At 68.1% G+C, this 25,778-nt stretch carries 17 protein-coding genes; 10 read left to right on the top strand and 7 right to left on the bottom strand.

The genetic code is table 11. From position 1 onward, the window contains the following. Positions 1-15: 15 nt before the first annotated feature. From OHS03_RS06145 to OHS03_RS06135, 3 genes are all read left to right on the top strand, one after another. Positions 16-1,584: a glycosyltransferase family 39 protein gene (locus OHS03_RS06145; protein ID WP_328661456.1), complete on the top strand. Its 1,569-nt coding sequence runs from the start codon at positions 16-18 to the stop codon at positions 1,582-1,584. Positions 1,585-1,627: 43 nt separating this feature from the next. Beyond that, positions 1,628-2,677: an alpha/beta hydrolase gene (locus tag OHS03_RS06140; RefSeq protein WP_328661454.1), complete on the top strand. Its 1,050-nt coding sequence runs from the start codon at positions 1,628-1,630 to the stop codon at positions 2,675-2,677. A 244-nt stretch (positions 2,678-2,921) separates the two neighbouring features. Further along, a complete protein-coding gene (locus tag OHS03_RS06135; RefSeq protein ID WP_328661452.1) occupies positions 2,922-3,569 on the top strand; it encodes a TetR/AcrR family transcriptional regulator in 648 nt (215 codons plus the stop codon). Positions 3,570-3,586: 17 nt separating this feature from the next. Here OHS03_RS06135 and OHS03_RS06130 read toward each other — a convergent pair whose 3' ends face one another. Together OHS03_RS06130 and OHS03_RS06125 are read right to left on the bottom strand one after the other, a co-directional pair. Further along, entirely contained in the window at positions 3,587-4,405 is an 819-nt protein-coding gene (locus tag OHS03_RS06130) for a DUF4129 domain-containing protein (protein ID WP_328661450.1), read from the bottom strand. Between the two features lie 299 nt (positions 4,406-4,704). Then, complete coding sequence (locus tag OHS03_RS06125) at positions 4,705-5,523, bottom strand: NAD(P)H-binding protein (RefSeq protein ID WP_328661448.1); 819 nt, start codon at positions 5,521-5,523, stop codon at positions 4,705-4,707. Positions 5,524-5,852: 329 nt separating this feature from the next. Here OHS03_RS06125 and OHS03_RS06120 point away from each other — a divergent pair, with 329 nt between their 5' ends. The 4 genes from OHS03_RS06120 (at position 5,853) to OHS03_RS06105 (ending at position 9,656) form a co-directional block, all read left to right on the top strand. Continuing rightward, positions 5,853-6,407 (top strand): DUF8020 domain-containing protein, encoded by a 555-nt coding sequence (locus OHS03_RS06120; RefSeq protein WP_301906199.1) that lies wholly within the window; start codon positions 5,853-5,855, stop codon positions 6,405-6,407. A 129-nt stretch (positions 6,408-6,536) separates the two neighbouring features. Next, on the top strand, positions 6,537-7,178 hold the full coding sequence (locus OHS03_RS06115; protein ID WP_328661446.1) for a class I SAM-dependent methyltransferase: 642 nt from the start codon (positions 6,537-6,539) through the stop codon (positions 7,176-7,178). 61 nt (positions 7,179-7,239) lie between these two features. Then, a complete protein-coding gene (locus OHS03_RS06110; RefSeq protein WP_407942503.1) occupies positions 7,240-7,881 on the top strand; it encodes a DNA alkylation repair protein in 642 nt (213 codons plus the stop codon). A 104-nt stretch (positions 7,882-7,985) separates the two neighbouring features. Beyond that, complete coding sequence (locus OHS03_RS06105; RefSeq protein ID WP_328661442.1) at positions 7,986-9,656, top strand: DUF885 domain-containing protein; 1,671 nt, start codon at positions 7,986-7,988, stop codon at positions 9,654-9,656. A 7-nt stretch (positions 9,657-9,663) separates the two neighbouring features. On the opposite strand, the gene OHS03_RS06100 is transcribed toward OHS03_RS06105, so the two are convergent. After that, positions 9,664-10,575: a hypothetical protein gene (locus tag OHS03_RS06100; protein ID WP_328661440.1), complete on the bottom strand. Its 912-nt coding sequence runs from the start codon at positions 10,573-10,575 to the stop codon at positions 9,664-9,666. 154 nt (positions 10,576-10,729) lie between these two features. Here OHS03_RS06100 and OHS03_RS06095 point away from each other — a divergent pair, with 154 nt between their 5' ends. The 3 genes from OHS03_RS06095 (at position 10,730) to OHS03_RS06085 (ending at position 13,765) form a co-directional block, all read left to right on the top strand. Continuing rightward, positions 10,730-11,008 carry a hypothetical protein gene (locus OHS03_RS06095; RefSeq protein WP_056823080.1) on the top strand — a complete coding sequence of 93 codons (279 nt, stop codon included), beginning with the start codon at positions 10,730-10,732 and terminating at the stop codon, positions 11,006-11,008. Between the two features lie 92 nt (positions 11,009-11,100). Continuing rightward, entirely contained in the window at positions 11,101-12,366 is a 1,266-nt protein-coding gene (locus OHS03_RS06090; RefSeq protein WP_328661438.1) for a YhgE/Pip domain-containing protein, read from the top strand. Positions 12,367-12,514: 148 nt separating this feature from the next. Beyond that, the gene (locus OHS03_RS06085) at positions 12,515-13,765 is read left to right on the top strand and encodes a PucR family transcriptional regulator (RefSeq protein ID WP_328661436.1); all 1,251 of its coding nucleotides are present in this window, start codon (positions 12,515-12,517) and stop codon (positions 13,763-13,765) included. Positions 13,766-13,792: 27 nt separating this feature from the next. On the opposite strand, the gene OHS03_RS06080 is transcribed toward OHS03_RS06085, so the two are convergent. From OHS03_RS06080 to OHS03_RS06065, 4 genes are read right to left on the bottom strand one after another with little or no spacing between them, the layout of a single operon-like run. After that, positions 13,793-15,091 carry a protoporphyrinogen/coproporphyrinogen oxidase gene (locus tag OHS03_RS06080; protein WP_328661434.1) on the bottom strand — a complete coding sequence of 433 codons (1,299 nt, stop codon included), beginning with the start codon at positions 15,089-15,091 and terminating at the stop codon, positions 13,793-13,795. Positions 15,092-15,105: 14 nt separating this feature from the next. Next, on the bottom strand, positions 15,106-16,080 hold the full coding sequence (locus OHS03_RS06075; protein ID WP_328661432.1) for an AfsA-related hotdog domain-containing protein: 975 nt from the start codon (positions 16,078-16,080) through the stop codon (positions 15,106-15,108). Continuing rightward, positions 16,077-19,214 carry a type I polyketide synthase gene (locus tag OHS03_RS06070; protein WP_328661431.1) on the bottom strand — a complete coding sequence of 1,046 codons (3,138 nt, stop codon included), beginning with the start codon at positions 19,212-19,214 and terminating at the stop codon, positions 16,077-16,079. The genes OHS03_RS06075 and OHS03_RS06070 overlap by 4 nt, the downstream gene beginning before the upstream one ends. A 26-nt stretch (positions 19,215-19,240) precedes the next feature. Further along, complete coding sequence (locus OHS03_RS06065; protein ID WP_328661430.1) at positions 19,241-25,720, bottom strand: type I polyketide synthase; 6,480 nt, start codon at positions 25,718-25,720, stop codon at positions 19,241-19,243. Between the last annotated feature and the right edge of the window lie 58 nt (positions 25,721-25,778).

Genomic DNA, 25,778 nt, shown 5'->3' with positions numbered 1-25,778 from the left:
CCCCGGAGTACCACCATGAAAGTCCGGAGCGGCACCGTCGACGTGCCCGCCGCACCCACCAGCGCGCTACCCGCCTTCGCGTGGCGCGAGGTGTCGATCGTCGCGACCGTGGCCGCGACCCTGTTCCTCGCCAGGATCGACCGCTACCGCATCGGCGGCGACGAACTGTATTTCCTCGCGGCCGGACGGCACCCGTCGGTGAGCTATGCCGATCAGGGTCCGTTGGTTCCGCTGCTGGCGGCACTGTCGGACTACCTCGCGCCGGGATCCACCGCCGTCCTTCGGCTGCCCGCGCTGCTGTTCACGGTGCTGGCCATCGTGCTCAGCGCGGTGATGGCCAGGGAGTTCGGCGGTGGAAGACTCCCCCAGACCGTCGCCGCGCTCGCCTACGCGACCACCCCGATGGCGGTGATGCAGTCGGCGATGCTGAGCACCTTCGCCCTCGACATCACCTTGACGGCGATGCTGGCGTGGCTGCTGATCCGCTGGGTGCGGACCCGCGAGGACTACCTACTGGTCGCGGCGGGGTTCGTCGCCGCGGTCGACTTTCAGGTCAAGTGGCTGATTCCGATCATCTGGGCGGTGCTCGCCCTCGGTGTGGCCGTGTTCGGGCCGAGGGAGATGCTGCGCCGGCCCGCGTGGTGGCTGGGCTCGGGCCTGCTCGCCGGGTCGGCTGTCCCGATTCTGTGGTGGCAGCACAGCAACGGCTGGCCGCAGTTGGCGATGGGCGCGGTCGTGCGCGACGAACAACTCGCCACCGCCGGGTTGACGGCGGTGCCGTGGACGATGATCCAGGTCACCGGCGCGGGCGGGCTGCTGTTGATCGCCGGCATGTGGGCGGGCCTGCGCGCCGAGCGATTCCGGCCGTACTACTTCCTGATCCCGATGATCGCGCTCGGTCTCGGCGCGGTGGTGCTCGCGGGTCTGCGCCCCTACTTCGTCGCCGGGGCGTTTCCCGGTCTGTTCGCGGCGGGCGCGGTGTATCTGGCAGACCGCGGCTTCTCCCGGCTCGGGGCGATCTTCAGCGGTGGCATCGGCGCACTCGCGACCACGATCTGTGTCGCGCTCGTGGTCGTGCTGCCCCTACCGGACTCGGCACTGCGACAGTCCACCGACGACTATTCACACATCCACTCGCGCAGTCTGCTTTTCGGGCTGGACGGTTGGGACGATCTGGTCACCGCAGTGGCCGAGAGCTACGACCGGGTACCGCCGCGGCAGCGCGAAGCTCTGGTGATCGTGACCCAGAACTATTGGCAGGCAGCCGCACTCGACGACCTCGGGCCCGCGGCCGGCCTGCCCCCGGTGTTCAGCCCGAACCGCGGCTACGGCTACTTCGGCACACCACCCGACAGCGCGACCAGCGTGCTCTACGTCGGGGTCGACGATCCGGGCACCGCGCTGCGCACCCGCTTCACCCGGACCACCCTGCTGACCCACATCGACGAAACGCTCGGCTTTCCCGGGGTGAACCGCGGCGTCGCGGTGTGGCTGTGCGACGGGCCGAGCCAACCGTGGTCGGTCCTGTGGCCCGATGCCAGGCAGCTGCGGTTCGTCGATGGGACGAGCCGCCATGGGCGATAGCGACGACACCGGAGCGAACGGAGACAAGACAGTGGCGCATTCGATGAGGCGGCGGCTGACACTCGCGGTGGCGCTCGCCGCCACCGGCCTGCCCGTCGTCGCGACAGCGCAGGCGGCCCCTGACCTGGTCGCGGCCCACGCCATGGCGGCGGCACTACCGGCGCCGAACGGCTCGTTCGCCGTCTCGGCGGCCGCCAACGGCCCCGGCAAGGTGATCGACCTGACCGTGCACTCGGCGGCGATGAACCGCCCGGTCACCGTCGCGGTCATTCCCGCCGCCGATCCCGCGGCGCCCGCGGGCTCGCTGTATCTGATCAACGGGGTGGACGGCGGCACCGACACCCCCGATTGGCGCGACGGCAGCAACTGGTTCACCAAGACCGATGCCGTCGAGTTCTTCGGCGCCGCACAGGCGAACGTGGTGATGCCGATCGGCGGCGCGGGCACCTTCTACACCGACTGGCAGGCCGATGATCCCGGCACCGGACGCAATCGCTGGCTGACGTTCCTCACCACCGAACTGCCTCCGATCATCGACTCGGCCTTCCACGGCACCGGCCGCGACGCGGTCGCCGGTTTGTCGATGGCCAGCGCGGCGGTGTTCCGGATGGCACAGGAAGCGCCGCGACGATTCCGGATGGTCGGCTCCTTCAGCGGCTGCATCCAGACCAGCAACCCGGCCGGACAGGCGATGGTGGCCTCGATCGTCACCGCGCGGCGCGGCAACCCGCTGAATATGTGGGGGCCGCCCACCGATCCGGCCTGGACGACCAACGACGCGGCCCTCAATGCCGAGAAGCTGCGCGGGGTGCAGGTGTATGTCACTACCGGCAACGGCCTGCCCGGCCCGCTGGATACCCTCAACGGCCCCGGCGTCAAGAACAGTCCGATGAAGCTGCTCGACCAGCTGATCATCGGCGGTGTGCTCGACGGGATCACCGTGGTGTGCACCGCGTTGTTGCGCGACCGACTGGCCGCACTCGATATCCCGGCGACGTTCGATTTCCGCCCGGCAGGCACCCATTCCTGGGGTTACTGGGAGCAGGACATGCACACCTACTGGGAACGCGCCGCCGCGCTGGTCGTCCCGTAGTTTCCGGTTCGGCTCACCCCCGAGTGCCTTTGTGCGGCAAACGCACGTTCTGGCACGAACCTGATGAGCCGACTCAATACCGGTCCACCGAGCACCGAAAACCCGCTCGCGAAATCTACTCTTCGCCCATGACAACTCGACGTTCCCCGCCCGGCAGTTCCCCTGCAGTACGCGCACCATGCCGCCGCCTCGATCGCCCGACCGATGTCAGCGGTGGGACCGACTTCGCCGAAAAGGAACTCCGATGCCACCGAAACCCGTCGACCGGCGAATCCGCCCGAAGCAAGAGCGGGCGAAGGCGACCAGGGAACACATTCTCGATACCGCCGCGGAATTGTTCGGCCAGCGAGGAATCGACAACACCTCCACCAATGTCATCGCGGCGCACGCGCGGATCAGCATCGGAACGCTGTACCGGTACTTTCCGGAGCGGTCCTTCCTCGTCGACGAACTCCTCGATCGCCTGATCACCGACGTCGAGCAGGATTTCACCCAGCGCGTATTCAGCTTGACCGTAGAGACCTCGCCGACCAGCAGTGACGACTACATCGCGATCGCGTCGGAGATTCTCGACGTCTTCGCCGATGCGCTGGCCGCCAAGTCGGATCTGGTTCGCGCGCTCGTGCGCAGCGTGCAGTTCTACAGCAGCGGGTTGCCCGAATTCGAACCGCGACTGCGAATGCTGCTCAAGCTCATCGTGATCCAGTTCGTCGGGCCCGGACACGACCATGACCACGACATGATGTCGTGGGTTCTGGTCAACACCGGTTTCGCCGCGGTGTTGCGCGCCTCGGCCGACGACGTGGCCGACAGCGATCGCGCCGCTGCCATCGCCATGACTGCACGGATGATCGGCACGTGGCTGTATGCCGAGCTGCGCCGCCACGAATAGACTTCTCGCGCAGGCAGTTACACCGAAACCTCGTCGCGGGCTTGGAGATCGGCGAGTACCAGGCGCAGTAGTTGTTCGGCACGGATGCGCTGCCAACCCAGCATCGCGTGCGGACTGAACCTGGCCTCCTCGAACAGCGCGACCAGTTCGTGCGCGCCGTCGTCGTGCAGCACGCCACTGTCGAAAGCCCGCTCCAGCACTTCCCTCGGCGTATCCGAAACCAGCGGTGCCGCAGCACGATCCGCCGCTAGCCCCGCCTCCATCGCCACATAGCAGGCGATCACGGCGGTCCGCGCATCCTGCCCCGGCGCGTTCATCGCGGCCAGGCCCATCTCCGCTGCCCTGGTCAGCGAGTCGACCGTGTTCGCCACTTGTTCCTCGGTCAGCTTCACCCCTTCGACCAAGGGCGTCCGCCGCCCGGAGACGGTGACGCCGACGAGACCGACCAGCGCGATGGCGATCAGCACGACCGCCAGCCCCACCGCCCCCAGCAACGCCGTCCCGCTCAGACGCGACGAGTCGACCGCCGAGTCGACCACCTGTACCTCGACGGCACCCGACACCGGCGGCGTCCCTTCCGCCGCAGCCGGTGAAGTCGGTTGCCGCCTGGCACCGGGCAAGACGAACAGCATGGTGATTCCGACAGCGAACGTCAGCGCGACAGCGCTGAGCGCGACGGGAGCCAACACCGCGAATCGCTTGAACGACAGGCGGACCCCGAGATCACCCTCGAGCGCGGGCATCGCCAAGGGCAACCGATGCTGACTGACAATGACTCCGGCGAGCAAGATCACCACCGAGACCAGCAGCAATACCGGCATCAATGCGACTGCCACCGGCGAAGCACCGCCGGTTTCAATGGGAACATCGGTCCCAGGTAAACGCCCGTGCAGCGCGATAATCGCTGCGACAATCAACACGACCGCCGCGAACAGACGACCTATTGGCGCCAATATCTTTCCCACTGCTGTACCGCCGAACCCCTGGAAGCCACCCGAAATGCCCACATAGTGGCATTTCGCCCGCCCACCAGGAACCAACTACACAAGGTTTGGTCGAACTCCCTCCGCACCCCCCGATTCCTTGTTTCTTACAACACTTCTATCGCGGGCAATGAAATTCTCAGCCGGGCATGTCAATCGGCGAGAAAACGGGCGGCGTTCGCGTGTGCCCACTGACTGAAGGTGGTGGCGGGCTTGCCGGTGATGTCCTCGACGCTGGTGATAGGCAGGGATTCCGGGGTCGGGGCGAAGTCGATCAGGACATTGTCGACGTACCAGGTGGCGTTGTCGCCCATGGTGGGCCGCAGGGCGGTGATGGTTTCCTCCCGAGTGGAGGTGCGGAAGGTGATCTCGCGATCGAGCGCGTCGGCGAGATGGGCGAGCAGGTCGGTGCGACTGAGGATCTCCGGACCCGCGAGGGCGTGTGCGCGGCCGAGGTGACCATCGGTCAGTAGCGCGGTCGCGGCGACCGCGGCGATGTCGTTCATGGCGATGGGCGCGCTCGCGGTGTCGGGGTGTGGCTCCCGGACCGCACCGTTGTCGCGGATCTGCTGGGACCACGTCATGGTGTTCTCCATGAAGTCGGCGGGCCACAGATGGGTCCAGGCCAAGCCGCTGCCTTCCACGGCGTTGCACACACTGCCCCACCAGCTTTCGGGCTCGCCGGACAGATCGACGACGTGCCGCACACCGGCGGCCCGCGCCAGCTCGAGCACCTCGGCGACAGTGCCCGGCGAGGGTGCCAGATACATCCGGTCGACGCCCTCGAACGCCGCGGACAAGCTACCCGGTCGCCCCAGATGGCCTCGGACCACCTGAACCCCCTCGGGCAGTGCGGCTATACCCGGGTCGATGGTCAGCGCGCGAATGTCGGTGGTGGCGCCGCGCGCGATCAGCTGGTCCACGACCAGCCGCCCGATATTGGCCGTCGCCCCGGTAACCAGGATTGTCATCGGTTTTCCCTCCGCCTCGGCTCGTCGAACCCTTCGATCCTGCCTACGAAATCCGACCGGCGCACATGGCGATCCGCGCCGGGAGCTCGTCGCGCACACGCGGATGAACAAGTTCCGGACCGCTGGGCAGAGGAAGATTTCCGGTAACCGTATCGATATCTACGGTATGGCAATGTAATTCGCTTTATGTGTCGAAGTGATGATGTTTTTCCGGTATCACTCCTGGTGGGTTCCACGGAATCGACGACGATGCGAAAATGTCCTCGGACCGAGATCCGGTCCGGCAGAGGATGTTCCGCCGGATTCGGCGGGCAGACTGGAGGGGCAGGATGCACTTCTCGCGATTCAGCTCGATCGCCGTTCTCGCGGCAGGAGCTGTCGGCCTCGCGGCCACCACCACCGCGCAGGCCGCACCATCACCAGCGGTTCCCATCGTGCAGGGCGTCGACGGCGGCGTGGCGTTCACCGCGAGTCCGCGGGCCGATGGCTCCGGGCTCACAGTGTCCGCCCCGGACGGCACCTTCAGTGTCGCCGGTGGCGCGGTCACGCTCACGAACAGGGAGGGGCGGGTGGTCGCCGCGGTGCCGACCCGCATCATTACCGGCGCAGGCGATTTCGACCTGGTGGCGGGCATTTCCGCCGACGGCCGATCCGCAACGCTGACTCCCACCGCCGCACCGGCCGTCGTCACCGCCAACATGGCGGAGTTCATCGACGCGGCCGGTGACGTCGAGGCACGCAAGCAGCACAACGCGGGCATCGGCGCGCTCATCGGCGCGGGCATCGGCGCAGTGCTCGGCTTCTTCCTCGGCGGAGTCGGCGCGCTGGTCACCATCCCGATCGGTGCGGGTATCGGCGCCCTCATCGGCTACTCGACGCCGTAGCGGGTCCTGAGTGGTGGTCGGCCATCGGACGGCCACCATTCACGCCGCTATCTGGTGACTCGGCCTTCTCACCTGCGCGACTAAGGTCAGCAGGGTGATTCGGTGGACCGAGCCCAGGAGGCAGCGATCATGAACGCGTCGAACGAGCGCACACCCAGCGGGTGGGAAGAGATCATCGCCGCGGATCCAGGGCATTCGAGTCGGTATGTGGCGCGGTTTCGGGACCTCGCCGCGCAGGGGACCGACATCGTGGGCGAGGCTCGGTTGATCGACGCGATGCTCGGGCGTGGCAGTCGCGTGCTCGACGCGGGATGTGGGCCGGGGCGCACGGGCGGATACCTGCACGACGTCGGGCACACGGTGGTGGGGGTCGATGTCGATCCGGTGCTCATCGACGCGGCGCGCGCGGATCATCCCGGTCCGACGTGGCTGGTCGGCGACCTGGCCGAACTGGATGTGCCTGGCGCCGACTTCGATGCCATCGTGTGCGCGGGCAATGTGATGACCTTTCTTGCTCCGTCCACCCGGTCGGCGGTGTTGGCGGGATTCGCCGGGCATCTCGCGCCGGGCGGCCGGGTCGTCGTCGGCTTCGGCGCGGACCGCGGCTATGAGTTCGCCGAGTTCCTGACCGATGCCGAATCTGTCGGTCTCACCGCCGATGTACTGCTGTCGACCTGGGATCTACGGCCCTTCACCGACGACTCCGACTTCCTGGTCGCGGTGTTCTCGCACGCACCCGACTCGAACGCACGCACCCCGCGCGACGCATGATGGGCAGCGACGAGCGATAGACCGGGAGGCACAGGTGTCGGAGACGACGGTGGACGAGGTGATGGCCGAACTGGCCGCCCTCGACGATCCCAGGATTCGTGCGGTGAACGAGAAGCACGGCGACGATCACGGCGTCAACCTCACCAAGCTGCGCGCACTGGCCACACGCTTGAAGACCCAACCTGTACTGGCCCGCCGGCTCTGGGACACCGACGACACCGCGGCGAAACTGCTCGCGCTGCTGATCTGTCGCCCGAAGCTCTTCGAGCGGGACGAGCTCGACGCCATGATCCGCCAGGCGCGCACCCCCAAGGTCCACGACTGGCTCGTCAACTATGTCGTGAAGAAGAACCCGCACGCCGAGGAGCTGCGCACGTCGTGGTTCGCCGACCCGGATCCGGTGGTCGCGAGCGCGGGCTGGGCGCTGACCACCGAACGAGTCGCGAAGAGGCCCGATGGCCTCGACCTCACCGGTCTGCTCGACCTCATCGAGGCACAGATGAAGACCGCGCCCGATCGCCTGCAATGGGCGATGAACCACTGCCTCGCTCAGATCGGCATCGACCATCCCGACCACCGCGCCCGCGCGCTCGACATCGGCGAGCGTCTCCAGGTCCTGAAGGACTACCCGACGCCCTCTGGCTGCACCTCCCCGTTCGCACCCGCCTGGATCACCGAGATGGTAGGTCGGCAGAACGGCTGACGCCGCCGGGAACATCGCAGCCCCGGTCACCGACGAGCCGTCGACCCGCCGTACTCCCGGAAGTAGGTCACCCACCGTGGCCCGATCGCCGTTAGCGTGTCGGCATGGGTGTGGATGAGATCTGTGATCGGTTCGTCGAGGACTACGCGGCCGCCGACCCGGTCACGGCGACCATGTTCGGTATCGCGGGGCACGACGATCGCCTGACCGACTATTCGCCTGCCGGACACGAACTTCGGGCGGACATCGCTCGAAACGCAGTGCGCGCCATACTCTCCGCGCAACCCGCCGATGACGGTGAACGGGTGGCGAAAGCCGTCTTCGCCGAACGGATAGGGCTCGACGTGGAGATCCATGACGCCGGGCTCCCGCTCGCCTCGCTCAACGTGATCGAGAGTCCGGTCCAGAACATTCGGATGGTGTTCGACGTGATGGCCGCCGAGACCGCCGCGGACTGGACGGTGATCGCGCAGCGTCTCGCGGGGGTGCCCGCCGCGCTCGCCGGTGTGCGCTCGTCGCTGCTGGTCGCGGCGGAACGCGGACAGATCAGTGGGCTGCGACAGGTCGTCAAAGTCGCCGAGCAGGCCGACACCTGGGCCGGATCCGGTGGGAGGGACGGATTCTTCACCGCCTTCGTCGCCGCCGCCGCGGAGATCGACGGTGCGCCGCTGGCGCGACTGCACAAGGGCGCGCACGCCGCCCAGCGGGCCTACGCCGAGTTCGCCGAGTTCCTGCGCGCCGAGCTCGTACCTCTGGCTCCCGCCAACGATGCCGTCGGCGAACACACCTACCGGCTCTGGTCGCGCTATTTCACCGGCGCCGACCTCGACCTCCGGGAGGCCTATGCCTGGGGCTGGGCGGAGTTCGCGCGGCTCGAGGCCGAGATGTCGACCGTCGCTGCCCGGATCGCGCCGGGGGCCTCGCTCACCGAGACGGCGACCGTGCTCGATGCCGACCCGAAGTACCGGGTGAGCGGGCAGTCAGAGCTTCGGGCGTGGCTGCAGAAGATGTCCGACGAGGCGCTGGAGTCGCTGCGCGACGAGCACTTCGATATTCCCGATGAGCTCATGCGGCTGGAAGCCACGATCGCACCGCCCGGCGGGGTGGTCGGGGCGTATTACGTCGGGCCCAGTGCAGATTTCAGCCGGCCCGCGCGCATGTGTTGGTCGGTGGAGCCGGGGAAAGAGGACTTCGCGACCTGGCGTGAGGTCAGCACCGTCTACCACGAGGGCGTGCCGGGCCATCATCTACAGATCGCGACCGCTGTGCGCGAGGCGGATTCGCTCAATCAGTACCAGCGGATGATGTCGTTCGTCTCCGGCCACGGCGAGGGCTGGGCGCTCTACGCCGAACGCCTGATGCAGGAGCTCGGTTATCTCAGCGACGACGGCGATCTGTTCGGCATGCTGTCGCAGCAGCTGTTTCGCGCCGCGCGGGTGATCGTGGATATCGGAATGCACCTCGAATGGGAGATCCCCGCGGGCACCGACTTCCACGAGGGCGAACGTTGGACTCCCGACCTCGGCCTGGAGTTCCTGCTGACCCGAACGGTCACCGATTCGGCCACGGCCCGCGACGAGATCGACCGCTACCTGGGGTGGCCGGGACAGGCGCCCGCGTACAAGCTCGGTGAACGGCTGTGGCTCGCGGCCCGCGACGAGGCGCGCGAACGTGCGGGCGCGTCGTTCGATGCGAAGCAATTCCACACCCGTGCTTTGCGATTGGGCGGCATGGGTCTGGATACCATGCGGGCGCAACTCGCCGCCATGGAATGAGGACTCGTCAGAACAGGCTGGTCTGCGCGGGTTCCGGAGTCGCCGTGATCGTGGGGTCGAGTTCGATGCGGCGACCGACGAGCCGGGTGTCGTTGACCAGGACGAGTTCGCTCGCGCCCGCGGGGTCCCGGCACGCGATGGTGTGACCGTGCGCGGTAACCGCGTCGATGACGTATTCACCCGGTTCCCCGGCGATTTCGGTGGCGACCGGGAAGCGGCCGTGCGCGAGGATCGTGGCGTAGAAGTCACGCCCGCCCGACCAGGCGATGTCGGTGCGCGCGATGTCGGCGGGCAGTGCGCTCGCGGCATGCTCGGCCGCGTCGGCGACAGCTGATTCCAGGGCCGCCCACGGACGCAGCGGTTTCGTCAGAATGCGGGTCTTGGTGACACCGGCGACCGCCTGACCGATGCCGGCTCGCTCGGTCACCGTCCGTTCGAGGTCTCGAACATGGAGTCCGTCGGGAGAATCGGTGATGAATCGAGCGACCAGCGCACCCTGTTCGAACAGACGGCGATTACGCCGCGACGCCGAGGCCGTGCCGACCTTGGTCATCCCGTCACCGAAATACGCGATGTAGAGATGGTGCGGCTGCGACATATAGTCGCGAACCTGTTCGGGCAACGCCGTGAGCGGACCGCGATGGCTGTGCACCACCGACCACCCCTCGTTGATCCGGCACTGCTCGCACTGGCGCCCCGCGTCGAGCCGTGCGCGGCGAGGACAGGCCAGCCGCCCCCGGCGCCCACCGCCGAACCCGTGGTAGCCGAGACAGAATCGGCCGGAATCGGTAATCCGGAAGGCCAGCCGCGTGCCGACACCGGGCATCAGCTCGGTGGTCCCGTCGTCGCCGAGCAGCTCGTAGAACCATCGCCCCTGCTCGTCCCAGCGAGTGCCGCAGTACAGGGCCGTGGAGATCATCGGTCGAACCTACACCGGTCAGTCGGTGCGGATCACAAGTCGAGGGCCGAAAAATATCCGAACGCCCAGTAACCCCCGCACGATTTCCCCCACCGCGAATCGGTCACCTACCTTGAGCGCACTGCAGGGGTGCGAAACTGGTAAGGGGAAAACAATGGACGATCTCGAGCTGCTACTCGACACGGAATTCAGTGTGACATCGACTGTACAGATGGATAGCCTGACACATCAGCTGATGGTCGCCGTCGAATCCTGTTCCCGGAACGGAATTCCCTTTCCTCGAATCTGGGAGGAGGTCGAGGACGCTCTCGACATGGTCCCGGCGGATATCCCCGCCGAGTACCGCACGGAATTCAGGCTCTACCTCAGTGATCACGTGATCTCGGCCTTCATGAACGTACCGTCGGACGCGAGACTGCTCCCCGACATCTGAGTTGTTTCGGACCGATGCCAGTCCTCGATCACCGGCATTGGACAGATTCCAACGCACCGCCGCCGGGCCTTCGCCGCTGTTAGCGTGCGGCGGTGCGTATCTGGCTGTTCCCGACGATCGTGTTGACCCTGCTCAGTGCGCTGATGGCCACGATGTATCTCGGCTACGTCGTCGACCCGGAGAAGAATCTGCACGACTTCCCGATCGCGCTGGTAGACCTGGATGTGGGCGATACGCTCGGCTCGCCGCCGCAGTGGCGCGATGTCGGCAACGAGATCACCGAGGCATTGCGCGACGGTGTGCCCGCGGACAAGATCGACCTGCGCGTGCTCGGAATAGCCCAGGCCGAGCGACAGCTACGCAGCGGCGACCTCTACGGCGCGATCATCATCGCGGGCGACTTCACCAAACGTCTCGGCAATCTCGGCATGGGGAGCGTGATTCCCGGCGAGATCGAACGCCCCACGATCACCGTGCGAACCAATCCGCGCACCGGGGCGTTCGCCTCCGCGATCGTGGGGCGGGTCAGCGATCGAGCATTGACCGAGGTGAACGCGCGGATCGGCGAACAACTGCTCGCGACCGTGACCAGCACACTCGGCCCGGACTACGCACTGCCTGGGACAACCGCTGTGGCATTGCGCAGCCCCGTCGAGGTGATCCACACCGAGTTCCATCCGCTGCCCGACGGCAGCGGCGCCGGGCTCAGCGCGTTCTTCTACGCACTCGTGCTCCTGCTCGCGGGCACGCTCGGCGCGATGATCGTGCACACGATGGTCGACGGCGCGCTCGGGTTCGTGCCGACCGAGTACGGGCCGTGGTCGCCGCACGTGCCACCCGCGCGGATCTCCCGACTGCGCACCCTGCTGCTCAAATGGGGCGTACTCGTCGTCGCCGCGCATCTGGTCACGGCGGTACTGCCGGTCGTCGCGTCGATGGTGGGAATGCCTGTCGCACAACCGCTTCCGCTCTTCCTCTACAGCACCTTCGCCGTGATCGCCGTCGGCGTCACCGGCCTGTCGGTGCTGGCCGCGTTCGGCTCCGCGGGGCTGCTGGTGAACCTCATCGTCTTCGTCATTCTCGGACTGCCGTCCTCGGCCGGGTCGGTGCCGATCGAGGCCACGCCTCGCTACTTCGGTGTGCTGGCCTCGTTCGAACCGCTGCATCAGGTCTACACGGCGGTCCGCGCGATCCTGTACTTCGACGGCGACCTCGGATCCGGGCTCGCGAGGGGGTTCTGGATGACCCTGCTCGGCCTGACGGTCGGGCTCGTCCTCGGTGCGGTGAGCACGTCGGTCTATGACCGCGTCGGATTGCCTCGCCACCGATCGGCGACCGACGGCACCGCCCGCCTGTGAGCCCGCACAAACCCGGATGTCAGCGGATCGTGATCCCACCAGCCCATTCGATGGGACCGACGACTACGACCTCCGATGTGGCTATGTTGCGATTCACACAGACCTACGACCAGCCCCATTCGCTGTCTGCCCCGACGGAGTGCCTTCGATGAATTCTTCAGCCATGGATCGGATCTACGATCCGCTCATCATCGCGGACGGTCGAACCGCATCGAGTTTCCTGGGAAACGCCGACGAGTTGGTGTCACAGCTCGTCTCCTATTTCGCCGAGAATGTCATGCCGTGCCAGGCACTGCCGAGCGAGGCGATGCGCGGTGACGTCACCGAGTTCACCCGCCGCTGTCTGATGCTGGCGATGGAAATGCTGGACAGGCGGACGACCCCGTCCGAGCCGCAACTCGTTGCGCTGCGCGCGGCATCCGCCCAGCACGCACGGGAGGGTGTACCCGTCGGGACGCTGCTGCGCGCGTATGCCGAGGGGTTCCGGATCGGCTTCGAACTCGTGATCGGGCAGGTGACAGCGGCCGATCTCGCCGAAGTCGTCGCGGGTACTCGCCTGCTGCTGCGCACGCTCGAGGTCATCAACGCGACGGTGACGAGTGCCTATCTCGAAGAGCAGCGCCAGGTCGCCAAGGAACACCAGACCGGTGCGCAGACGATGATGTCGGCACTACTGAGCGGCCACGGCATCGGTGCCCTCACCCGGCAGACCGGCATCAGAGTGGCCGACTCGTATCAGGTGGTGGCACTGATGATTCCGGAGCTGCCCGAGGAGCACGACCCACGCGTGGACGCCCAGGTGGTCGCGCGGCGCAAACTTCGACGCGTGCAGGCGGCGCTGGCCGATGCCTTCGCCTCCCGGTCGCTCGCACTACTGAGCACCACCGGCGGAACCCTGCTGATCCCGAGCGACGAGCCCGACACGGCGCGGATGACCGGCGACATCCTCGCCACGATCAGCGCGACCTCGGGGGTCGAGCTCACCGCGACCCTGGTGCCCGCCCCGACCGACCAGATCCCCAAGGCCACCGAGGAAGCACACGAGCTGCTCGATCTGGTGCGCGGCATCGCCAAACCCGCCGGCCTGTACGAGCTCTCGGATGTGGCGATCGAGTATCAGCTCACCCGGCCCGGACCGGCGCGTGAGCATCTGGCCGATGTCATCGCCCCGCTCGCCACCCATCCGGAGCTCCTGGAAACGCTGCGGACCTACATGGCGACCGGTCTCAATCGCAAAGCCACCGGGCGGCGACTTCATGTGCACCCCAACACCATCGACTACCGCCTGCGACGGGTGGGCGGCCTGACCGACCTGGACCTGACGACCGCGGAGGGCATTCTGCGGGCTCGCATCGCACTGCTCGCCGACGACATGGTGCATGCCCGGGGCGCCGCGTAGCTCACACGCGGCACTCCGGGCCCACGCTCACGCGGTCAATGCGTCGGCTGCCGCGACACCGGATCGGTAGCAGGCTTCCAACTGCGCCCCGAGTAGGTAGTCACCCGCAAGCTGCAGTCCCGCGACGGATTCGGTCTGCTCGCGGAGAGCCGCGCGGAACCCGGCGTGATCGGGGAGGTAGGCGCAGTGCGCCGCGGGCCAACTGCGTGTTTCGGTGCGGACCCTCGCGATCGACGGTCCACCGAGATGACCGCGTACCTTCGCCTCGGCCTCGTCGATCCAGTTCGCCAGCTGTCGCGCATCCGGCGTCGGCCGGGCATCGCGCCCACTGAAGGTGTAGCGGACGATGTCGAGATCGTTGACGCCGTAGACCCCGGCGGCGCTGCACGGACCCGAGTCGAACGCGATCGACCGAACGGTGCTGCCGAAGAACGGCTGCTCGTACTGCACCACCGCGACCGTGGACGGTTGGTAGGCCACCTGGCCCAGCACTTTGCTCAGCGCGGGAGCCACGGGTTCCACCAGATTCGCCGCCGCATACGCCGGGACGGCCAGCACGACACCGTCGTAGGCGGAAAACGTCGTGGCGCCGCCGTTTTCGGAGGTATCGAGTCCGATCACCCGGCCCTCCCGCAGCACGATGCGATCGACGCGGGTGTTCAGCCGGACCGGCACCTGCCCGGCGAACCAGTCAAGGACCGGCTGCAAACCGTCGACGAGTTGGTCATATCTGTCCTGCACCATGCCGAGGCTCACCCCGAACGCGCCGAGATACACCTCGTCCGGTTCGGCGGCGTTGAGCCGAACTGTCAACGGCCGCAGCACAGTACGACCGAACTCGGCTCCGAAGTGCGCGCCGAGCGCGACGTCGTCGCTGGCGGTTCCCGCCTTACCGAAATAATCCGACCCCAGGTAGCGGTTGCGTTCGTCGAACCGCACGCGCGCACCGTAGTACAGCATGCGCGCCGCGTCGACCGGCGAACCCATGCGCAGCAGATGGCGCAGGAAACCGGCGATGCCGGGGTTGTCGAGGGTCACCAGTTCACCGTTGACGATCTGCGAGCTGTTGATTCCGAACGGCTCGTAGGTTCGCTCCCCGGACGCGGCGATGAAGCCTCGCAGCTGCTGGTAGTGGCGGCCGATGTTCTTGCCGCCCATCATGATCGGCCGGCCGCCGAGGGTGTCGAAGCCGCAGCGGCCACCGAGCACCGCGTCCTGCTCGATCAGTTCGACGCTGTGGCCCGCCCGATGCAGTGCGAAGGCGGCGCCGATGCCGGACAAGCCGCCACCGATAACCGCGTACCGTTTCGCCGATGCTGTGGTCATGATCCGAGGTTCTCCTATCGTTGCCCGGACACGGGATAGTGCGCCAGCTCGACGTGTGCGAGGGCGATGCGGTTGCCGTACTGGTGCAGCGCCACCTCGACCGTGATCTCGTCCAGGTCGAGATCGCCGACGGCCGCGGTGGTGCAGGTGATGGGGGCGTCCAGCTCGGCGAAGTCGGTGAACTGGGCCTCGAGGTCGAGTACCGCGGCGACCGGCGAGGCGAGCAGACCCGTCGCGGTCGCCGCCAGCACCGCCGCCTGCCGGAACACCTCGAGCAGCAACGGCCCCGGCACATGGTCGTATTGGTGGTCGAAGAAACTCGGATGCCCGCGATCCACCACCACGACCAGGTCCTGCGCCGCGGTGCGGGCGAGCACCACATTGCGGGGATCGCGCCGCCCCACGAGTTCCGGTGGGAGACGCCGCACCGCATCGGGACCGACCGCGACGAGCGCCGAGCGCTTACCCTGCTGGAGTTCGCGGAACTCGTCGTACGCGTCACGGGGGAAGGTGATTCCGCTGCCGCGCACTGTCATCGCCAGTGCTCCGTGGATGGTCAGCGTGGCGTCGAAGGACACGTCGTGGTAGTAGCCACGCCCGGTGCCCGCCGCTCCCGGTCGAAGGCGAACCACCCCCTCTAGCGGTTCTCGTTCGCTGTCGCGGAACAAGCTCAGGTCCTCCACCGCGAACGCCATCCGCTGCAGGCTGGCCGGCGCGTCGGCGGGAACACCGAGGTGCCGTTGACCGACTACGAGCAGCGCCTGCCGGACGGCCTCGACGGCGGAGAACGGATCATGGTAGGGAACCAGCCGATCGAACCAGAGCGAGTGCGCCCGCGGTACCTGCACGGCCGCAAGGTATTCCGAGCTTCCGACCATCGCCGTGTCGGCGACGTAGACCTCCGCCAGCCCGCGCCGGTGGGCCAGCGCGGCGGGCACCAGTTGTTCGAAGCCGAGGGTGCCACGCACCGGCGACAATTTCCCGCTCATGCGAGCACCGCCTCGTGGGTCGACGCGTCGCTCCAGATCCGGGCGGCGAGTACAGCGCCGAGCGCCCGTGGGGTCGGGTGGGTGAACAGGTCCTCCAGTGAGAGAGCGGTGCCCGCGGCGGCATTGATTCTGCCGCGCAGTTCGAGGGCGGACAGTGAGGTGAGTCCGATCGCGAGAACCGTGGCGTCGAGATCGATGTCGTCTTCGGTGCGGTCGATGAGGATCTCGCGGATCTGATCCACTACGAGTCGCACCGCGACTTCGGAGCGCTCGTCCTCGGGGACGGCCTGCCAGTCCGGATGCGTGGGCGCCACCTCCCCCGCCGGTCCCTCGCGTCGGCCGACGCTCCGGTCACCGGCGAGTTCGGCTCCCGCGACGCCGATCATGCTCTCCAGTACGGCACTGTCGGTGTGGACCCAGTAGCGGCGGTGCTGGAACGGATAGGTCGGCAGATCGACCGCCCTGGTCGTCTCGTCGGAACACAGCGCCGACCATTCGACTTGGGCACCGGTAACCCACGCTGCCGCAGCGGCTTTCACCACCGAACCGGCTTCGTCGACGCCGGGGCGCAGCACCGGGACCGCCGTGCTGCCCGTATCGGCGAGTGCCTCGTAGACCAGCCCGGAGAGGGTGTCTCCCGCGCCGAGTTCGAGGTAGGTGACGACGCCGGATTCGTGCAGCCGCAGCACGCTGTCGTGGAAACGCACCGGCTCCCGAGCCTGACGTACCCAGTAGTCGATCGAAGTCAGCTGTCCCGGCGCCGATGCCATGCCGGTCACCGTGGAAATGATGGGGATACGCGGTTCCTGGAGCCCGACGCCGGCCACGACGGCGCGGAACTCGTCGGCGATCAGATCCACGTGCGGCGAGTGGAAACCGCGGTCGACGCCGAGCCGGGCAACCCGTCGACCACGTTCTCGCCAGTACCGTGCGAGCTCGCCGACCGCCGCGACATCGCCTGCGATCACGGTGGCGTTCGGCCCATTGGCCGCCGCGACCGACAGTTCGGACTCTCGACCGGCGATCGAGTCGGTGACCTCGGCGCAGGATGCCCGCACCGAGACCATCGCTCCCACGGCCATTCGTTGCATCAACCGACCGCGCGCCGCCACCACCGCGATCGCGTCGTCCAGCGACAACACACCCGCGACGTGCGCGGCGCAGAGTTCACCGACGGAGTGCCCGACGACGAAATCCGGTGTTGTTCCCCAGGATTCGAACAGCCGGAACAGCGCCACCTGCAGTGCGAAAACGGCGGGCTGGGTGTATTCGGTCCGGGTGAGCTGTTCACCTGTTCCGAACATCTCCGCGCGTAGCGGGTGCGCGAGATGGGCGTCGAAACCGGCGCAGACGCTGTCGAGAGCTTCGGCGAAGACAGGGTACTCGTCATACAGCCCGCTGCCGATGCCCGCGAGTCGGTCGCTCTGACCGGGGAACATCATCGCCAGCTTGCCGCCGGTGCCACGATGCGTGAGGACGGCCGAGGGGGCGGTGTGTCCACCGGCGATGGCGGCGAGCCCGTCCAGGAACTCACCGCGGGTGTTCGCCACAACAACGGCGCGATGGTCGAATCGCGTTCGCGTGGTGGCCAAGGAGTGGGCGATATCGGCGAGGCGGTGCGAGGAGTTCGCGACTGCTTCACCTACGCGGGCGGCTTGGTCGCACAGTGCGGCGGCGGTGCGTGCCGACAGCAGCCACGGCGTCGGCGGGTGTGCGGGCGCGGGTGTAGTCAGGTCATCGGCCGCTGAGGTTTGCGGTGCTTGCTCGACGATCACGTGGGCGTTGGTGCCGCTGATGCCGAAGGAGGACACCCCCGCCCTTCGTGCGTGCTCGGTGCGCGGCCACGGTTGTAGTCGCAGGGCCAGCCGGATGCGATCCTCGGTCCAGTCGGCGTGCGAGGTCGGCGCGTCGACATGCAGTGTGGGCGGGACCATCTCGTGGCGGATCGCCTGGACCACCTTGATGAGTCCGGCTATCCCCGCGGCCGACTGCGTATGTCCCATATTCGATTTCACCGAGCCGAGCAACACCGGTGGCGCACCGTCGCGCTGCCCGTAGGTCGCGAGCAGGGCCTGCGCCTCCACCGGATCGCCCAGCACCGTGCCGGTGCCGTGGCCCTCCACCATGTCGATGTCGGCCGGGCGCAGACCGGCATTGGCCAGCGCGGATCCGATCACCCGCTGCTGAGCCGGACCGCGCGGTGCGGTGAGGCCGTTGGACGCACCATCGCTGTTCACCGCGGAGCCGCGCAGCACCGCGAGTACCCGGTGCCCGTGGCGCTGCGCGTCCGAAAGACGTTCCAGTAGAACGAAACCGACACCCTCACCCCACGCGGTGCCGTCCGCGCCCGCGGCGTAGGACTTGCACCGCCCGTTCGGCGCCAGCGCACGCTGACGGGAGAACAGCGCGAACGGCATCGGGGTGGACATCACCGTGACGCCCCCGGCGAGTGCCATGCCGCATTCCCGCAGGCGCAACGACTGCATCGCCTGATGAATCGCGACCAGCGACGACGAGCAGGCGGTGTCGACGGTGACCGCCGGACCTTCCAGACCCAACAGGTAGGCGACCCGTCCCGCCGCCATCGAGGCGTGATTGCCGGTGAAGTAGTAGGTCTCCGCACCGTCCCACGCCTGGGTGGCGCCGAATCCGTACCCCTGATCGCTGAATCCCACGAAGACGCCGGTGTCGCTGCCGCGCAGCGTCGTCGGGTCGACGCGGGCCTGCTCGACCGATTCCCAGGCGAGCTCGAGCAACAGCCGCTGCTGCGGGTCCATCGCCTCGGCTTCGCGGGGGCTGATCCCGAAGAACCCGGCATCGAACTCGCCCGCGCCCTCGAGGAAACCACCTTCGCGCACATAGGATTTGGCGAACTTGTCCGGGTCGGGATCGTAGAACCCGTCGACGTCCCAGCCCCGATCCGCCGGGAACTCGGTGATCAGGTCGCGTCCCTCGATCAGCGCCTGCCACAGGTGATCGGGTGATGCGATCCCGCCGGGGAACCGACACGACATTCCCACGATCGCGATCGGTTCCCGCGCGCGTGCCTGCTCGTCACCGAGCTGCTGTCTGGTCTCCTGCAACTGTCGGGTGGCGCGTTTGAGATAGGCGCGCAGTTCCGCTTCGTCGGCCATTCGACTCTCTCGCTTTCTGGTCCGGCTCAGACCGAACGGACCTGGTCGATGAGATCGAAAAGGGCGTCGTCATCGGCGCCGTCGATGTTGTCGACGACATCGCCCGCCGCGTCACCGCGCAGGGTGCGCACGAGGTCGTTGATCCGCACCAGCAGTTCGTCGACCCGCTCCGGCGCCAGCTCCACTCCGACACAACCCGCGGCCAGCGCGTCGAGTTGTCCGACGATCCGCGCTGCCGGGTCGTCCACGGGGGCGATCTCGGTGCGCAGGTAATCGGCCAGCGCGGCGGCATTGGGATAGTCGAAGACGATCGTCGTGCGCAACTTCGCGCCGGTGGCCGCTTCGAGCCGGTTACGGAATTCCACGGCGCCCAGCGAGTCGAAACCGAGGTCGGTGAACGCGGTCTCGGCGGGCACCGCCTCCGCGGACGCATGACCGAGGACGGCTGCCGCGTGCGATCGGATGACGCCGAGGATGATTGCCTCCTGTTCGGCCGGTTCGCGACCGGTCAGGCTCGCCAGCAGCTTCGCCGACTCGTCGGAGCCGCCGCCGGCCGCCCGGCGCGGACCGCGAAGCAGCGACCGCAGCATCGCGGGCATCTCGTCGACGTCGCCGAGCGAGCCCAGTGCCGTGAGGTCGAGCCGTGCGGGCACCGCCAGCGGTCTGCCGGTCGACAGGGCGCTGTCGAACAGGGCCATGCCGTCGTCGTCGGTGAGCGGGATCAGCCCTTCGCGGCGCATTCGCCGCAGGTCCCGCTCGGTCAGGTGACCGGTGATGCCCGTGCCGCGTTCCCACAGCCCCCAGGCCATCGCGGTGGCAGGCAGGCCGCGGTGGCTCCGATGCTGGGCCAGCGCGTCGAGGAAACCGTTGGCGGCGGCGTAGTTCGCCTGGCCGGGGTTGCCGAGCAGACCCGCGATCGAGGAGTAGAGCACGAACATCGACAGGGGGTGCGCCCGGGTGACCTCGTGCAGATACCAGGCTGCATCGGCCTTGGGGCGCGACACTGTCGCGATGTGCTCCGGGGTGTGCTCGGTGAACAGCGCGTCGTCGACGACGCCCGCGGTGTGCACCACCCCGGTCAGCGGGTGCGCGGCGGGTATCGCCGCGACCAGTGCCGTGAGCGCGGCGCGGTCGCCGACATCGCAGGCGGCGATCTCGACCTGGGCGCCGAGTGCGGACAGTTCGGCCACGAGTTCTGCCGCGCCGTCCGCGTCGGGTCCGCGACGGCTGGTCAGCAGCAGGTGACGAACCCCGTGCGCGGTCACCAGGTGCCGGGCGGCCAGCGCGCCGAGCCCGCCGGTGCCGCCGGTCACCAGGACGGTGCCGTCTGGATCCAGTGGAGTCGGCACGGTCAGCACGTACTTGCCGACGTGGCGGGCCTGGCTCAGCTGCCGGAACGCCTCGGGCGCCCGTCGCACATCCCAGCGGGTGACCGGAAGTGGTCGCAGGACACCGGATTCGAAGAGTGCGCGCAGCTCGGTCAGGATCTCGCGCAGCCGGTCGGGGCCTGCCTCCATCAGGATGAAGTTCTGGTAGCGGACGCCCGGGTGGGTGCCCGCGATCTCGTCGGCGTCGCGCAGGTCGGTCAGTCCCATCTCGATGAACCGACCGCCACGCGGGAGCAGATCCAGCGACGCGTCCACTTTGTCGCCGGCGAGCGAGTCGAGCACGACATCGACACCGCGCCCACCGGTGGCGTCGAGGAACTTCGTCTTGAACTCGGTGGTTCGCGTATTGCCGATCCGCTCGTCGTCGAAGCCGTTCGCGCGCAGCACATCCCACTTGCCGGGGCTGGCCGTGACGTAGAGGTCCAACCCGAGATGGCGCCCCAGCTGCACCGCTGCCATACCGACACCACCGGTGGCGGCGTGGATCAGCAGCGACTCCCCCGCCCGCACCTGCGCCAGGTCGACCAGCGAGTAGTAGGCGGTCGCGAACACGATCGGCGCGGCCGCCGCATCCTCGAACGACCAGCCCGCGGGAATCTTGATGACCGTGCGCCGGTCGGCCACCACCGTGGCGCTCACCCCGGTGAAGATGCCCATCACCCGATCGCCGGGCGCGAAATCGACGACATCGGCGCCGACTTCGACGATCACGCCTGCGCCCTCACCACCGATGGCGGTATCGGGGATCGGGTACATCCCGAGCACGATCAGCACGTCACGGAAGTTGACACCCGCCGCCCGCACCGCGATCCGCACCTGCCCCGGTCCGAGCGGTTCCGTCTCCGGTCGCGCGGCCAGAATCATGTTGTCGCCGTGCAGCGTTCCGCGCCCGTGGTCGACCAACTGCCAGTCGTCGTCACCGAGCAGTTCGGCGGACCCGACCGTGTCCGCACCGGCGCGTACCAGGCGCGGCGCGTGCGCTTCACCGTGCCGGATCGCCAACTGCGGCTCGGTGGTGATCACGGCGCAGCTGAGCACCGCTTCGCGGTAGTCGACACGACCATCGAGATCGAGCAGCGCGATGCGGCCGGGGTTCTCGTTCTGCGCGGTCCGCAGCAGCCCCCACACCGCCGCGCCTGCCAGATCACCGACATCTTCGGCGCCGTGGGTCGCGACGGCGCCGCTGGTCACGAAAATCACCAGGGCCTTGGCGAAGTCGTCGTCGGCGAGCAATTGCTGCACCACCGTCTGCACGGCGGTCACCTGCTCGCGCACTGCGGCCGGATCCACCGAACCGACGCTGGTTGTGGGAACGCGCACGACGACGAGGTCGCGGTCAGCGCGTTCGCACCGCTCGACAGTTACGCCGCCGGCAGCGAAGTCCAGCTCGGACCATTCACCGTGTCCCGCAATGGGTCCGGGTGAGGGCACGGTCACCCAGTTCACTTCGTAGAGTCCGCCGTCCGAGGAGGATGCCCGCTGACCCAACGCCGCGAGGGGAATCTCGCGCAGTGCCAGCGATTCCGCGCTGGCGACCGGCCTACCCGCCGAATCGGTGAGTTCGAGGCCGATGCGGTCGGCGCCGACCGGGGTGAGCCGAACCCGCAGCGACGACGCGCCGACGGCGTGCAGACACACGCCTTCCCAGGCGAACGGCAGGCGGATCTTGCCGGATTCGGTCGGGCCGACCGTGCCGGTCGCGATCATCGCGTGCAGTGCGGCGTCGAGCAGTGCCGGGTGTAGACCGAATTCGGCAGCGTCCGCGGTGGCCGATTCGGGCAGCGCCACCTCGGCCAGTACGTCGTCGCCGTGGCGCCAGATCTGACCGAGGCCGCGGAAGGCGGAGCCGTACTCGTATCCGGCTGCCGCCATCGCGTCGTAAGGGTCGCCGACGGTCAGCGCGACCGCGCCCGTGGGCGGCCACGCGCCGCCGTCCGCTGTGGCAGCGGCGATCTCGTCCGACGGTCGCACGGTGCCGGTGGCGTGTCCGATCCACGGCAGCTCGGGCGCGGAAGCTGTCTGTAGACGCGAGTACACCCCGATCGTCCGATGCCCTGATTCCTGTGCCGGTCCGACCAGTACCTGCAGTTCCACCGCACCGGTCTCGGGAATCACGAGCGGGGATTCGAGCACGAGCTCGCCGACAACCGGGCACTGCACCGATTGACCCGCATGCCAGGCCAGTTCGATGAACGCGGTGCCGGGAAGCAGTACCGCGCCACCGATCCGGTGCCCGGCCAGCCAGGGGTGCGAGTGCAGCGACAGCAGCCCGGTCAGCAACAATCCGCCGTCCCGAGCCAGGCCGATCTTCGCGCCGAGCAGCGGATGATCGTCGGCGTCGAGTCCGGCGCCGCGCACATTGCTGCCCTCGCTCACCTCGAGCCAGAACCGCTCACGCTGGAAGGCATAGGTGGGCAGGTCGATCGGACGGGGGTCGGCGCCCTCGAAGAGTGCGGCCAGATTCAGCGCTGCCCCTTGGGAATACAGCGCGGACAAGCCGGCGACGAACGCGATATCACCGGCGATGCCGGGCCGCTGCAACGCGGCGGCGGTCATCCCCGCGCCATCATCGACGATCTCGTGCACCATCGCCGTCAGCGCGGCCCCCGGCCCCATCTCGGCGAAACAGTTCACCGCGCCCTGTTCGCGCGCCCACCGCACCGCGTCCAGGTAGCGGACCGGTTCGCGCAGGTGGCTCACCCAGTAGTCCGGCGAGCACAGCTGCGCGGCCTCGGCCACCTTGCCGGTGAGCGCCGAGATCACCGGCACGGTCGGCGGGCGATAGATGAGTCCACGACAGACTGCACCGAATTCCGCCAGCACCGCGTCCATCTGGGACGAATGGAACGCATGACTCACCCGCAACCGGGTGGTTCGCACGCCGTCGGCCGACAGTTGCCCGGCGATGGCGTCCACGGAATCCGCCGCACCCGAAACAACCACGGACGCGGGCCCGTTCACCGCGGCGATGCCGACATCATCGTGTCGGCGCACGAGCTCGGCCACGGTCTCCGCGTCCGCGGCGACCGCGATCATCGCCCCGCCCGCGGGCGCGGACTGCATGAGTCGACCGCGTGCGGCGACCAGGGTGCAGGCATCCGCGAGCGACCAGACCCCGGCCACATAGGCGGCGACGATCTCTCCGATCGAGTGACCGAGCACGAACGCCGGTCGCAATCCCCATGATTCGGCCAGGCGGTACATCGCCACCTCGGTGGCGAAGAGGGCGACCTGGGTGATCTCGGTCCGGTCGAGCGCGCCCACGGTGTCCTGATCGTCGAAAACGACTTCGCGCAGTGGTGTTTCGAGATGCTGGTCGAACTCCGCGCAGATCTCGTCGAAGGCGGCGCGGTACACCGGATAGCCCTCGTACAACTCGCGCCCCATCCCCGCGCGCTGAGCGCCCTGGCCGGGGAACATCACCGCTGTGACCGCCCCGGTGACAGTGCCACGCACCACGTTCTGCGCCGATTGCCCATCCGAGAGCGCTCGCAGCCCGGCGGTCAGTTCCTCGGCGTCGTGGCCGACGATCACGGCGCGATGCTCGAATCGAGCACGGGTGCCGAGCAGCGCGACGCCGACATCGACCGGGTCGGCTGTCTCGAGCCGGGCGAGCAGCGCGCTCGCCTGAGCGGCCACCGCGGCCGCGGAGCGCGCGCTGACGACCCACGGAATCACCGGCGGTGCAACGGTTTCGGCAGCTCGATCTACCTCCGGCGAGAAATCGCCTCGCTCGATGACAACGTGCGCGTTGGTGCCGCTGATGCCGAAGGACGACACCGCGGCGCGCGGCGGCTGCCCGGTCGCGGGCCACGCCTGTGCCTGGGTCACCAATCGGACCGAGCCCGACGACCAATCCACATGCGGCGTCGGCTCATCGACATTCAGCGTCGGCGGCACCACCCCGTGCCGCATCGCCATCACCATCTTGATCAGCCCACCGACCCCGGCGGCGGCCTGCGTATGTCCCATATTCGACTTGAGCGAGCCGAGCAACAGCGGCTCGCCGCCCTCGCGCTCGGCACCGTAGGTGGCGAGCAAGGCCTCCGCCTCGATGGGATCGCCCAGCCGGGTCCCGGTCCCGTGCGCCTCGACGACGTCCACGTCCGTCGTGGCCAACCCCGCGTCCGCCAGCGCCGATCGGATCACTCGCTGCTGGGACCGCCCGTTCGGCGCGGTCAGACCGTTGGACGCGCCGTCGGAGTTCACCGCGGTGCCACGCACCAGACCCAGGATCTTGTGCCCGAGGCGCCTGGCCTCGGAGACGCGCTCGAGCAGAAGCATGCCGACACCCTCGCCCCACGCGGTGCCGTCGGCACCCGCGGCGAAGGACTTGCACCGGCCGTCGGCCGCCAGCGCGCGCTGGGTGGAGAACGCGACGAACGCGGCCGGTGTCGACATCACGGTGACACCGCCGGCCAGCGCCATCGTCGACTCACCGGAGCGCAACGATCGCACCGCCTGGTGTATCGCGACCAGCGACGACGAGCACGCCGTGTCCACCGTGACCGACGGGCCTTCGAGTCCCAGCACATACGACACCCGCCCCGAGGCGATGCTCGACGCCTGACCGGTCATCAGGAACTGGTCGATCGTCTCGCGCAATCGATCATCGATATCGCGCGACGACGGGCCTTCGGAGTCCGGCATCAAGCCGACGAAGACGCCCGTCGCACTGCCGCGAACCGTCGTCGGGTCGATGCCGGCCCGCTCGAAGGCTTCCCATGCGGTCTCCAGCACCAGCCGCTGCTGCGAATCCATCGCCTGGGCCTCACGGGGGCTGATCCCGAAGAAGTTCGCGTCGAATCCGGTGGCGCCGTCGAGGAATCCGCCCGTTCGCACATACGACTTGCCCGGCACGCCCGGTTCCGGATCGAACAGACCCTCGATGTCCCAGCCGCGATCGGTCGGCCACTGCGACACCAGACTGCGCCCGTCGACCGCCGCCTGCCACAACTGCTCCGGCGAGGTCACCCCACCCGGGTAACGGCACGCCATGCCGACAATGGCGATCGGCTCGGTCGCCCGCGCTTCCACATCGTCGAGGCGCGCGCGGGTGGTCTGCAGTTCCCGGATCGCCTTCTTCATGTAAGTGCGTAGTTCGTCTTCGCGAGCCATAGGGCAAACATCTCCTGCATCAGGGGTATCGACAGGGAAGCGAGCAGTGCGGCGGGAT

Origin of the sequence: Nocardia salmonicida, assembly GCF_036142455.1 — a bacterium.
Lineage (GTDB): Bacteria > Actinomycetota > Actinomycetes > Mycobacteriales > Mycobacteriaceae > Nocardia > Nocardia salmonicida.
This window is presented reverse-complemented; position numbering and strand designations above follow the sequence as displayed.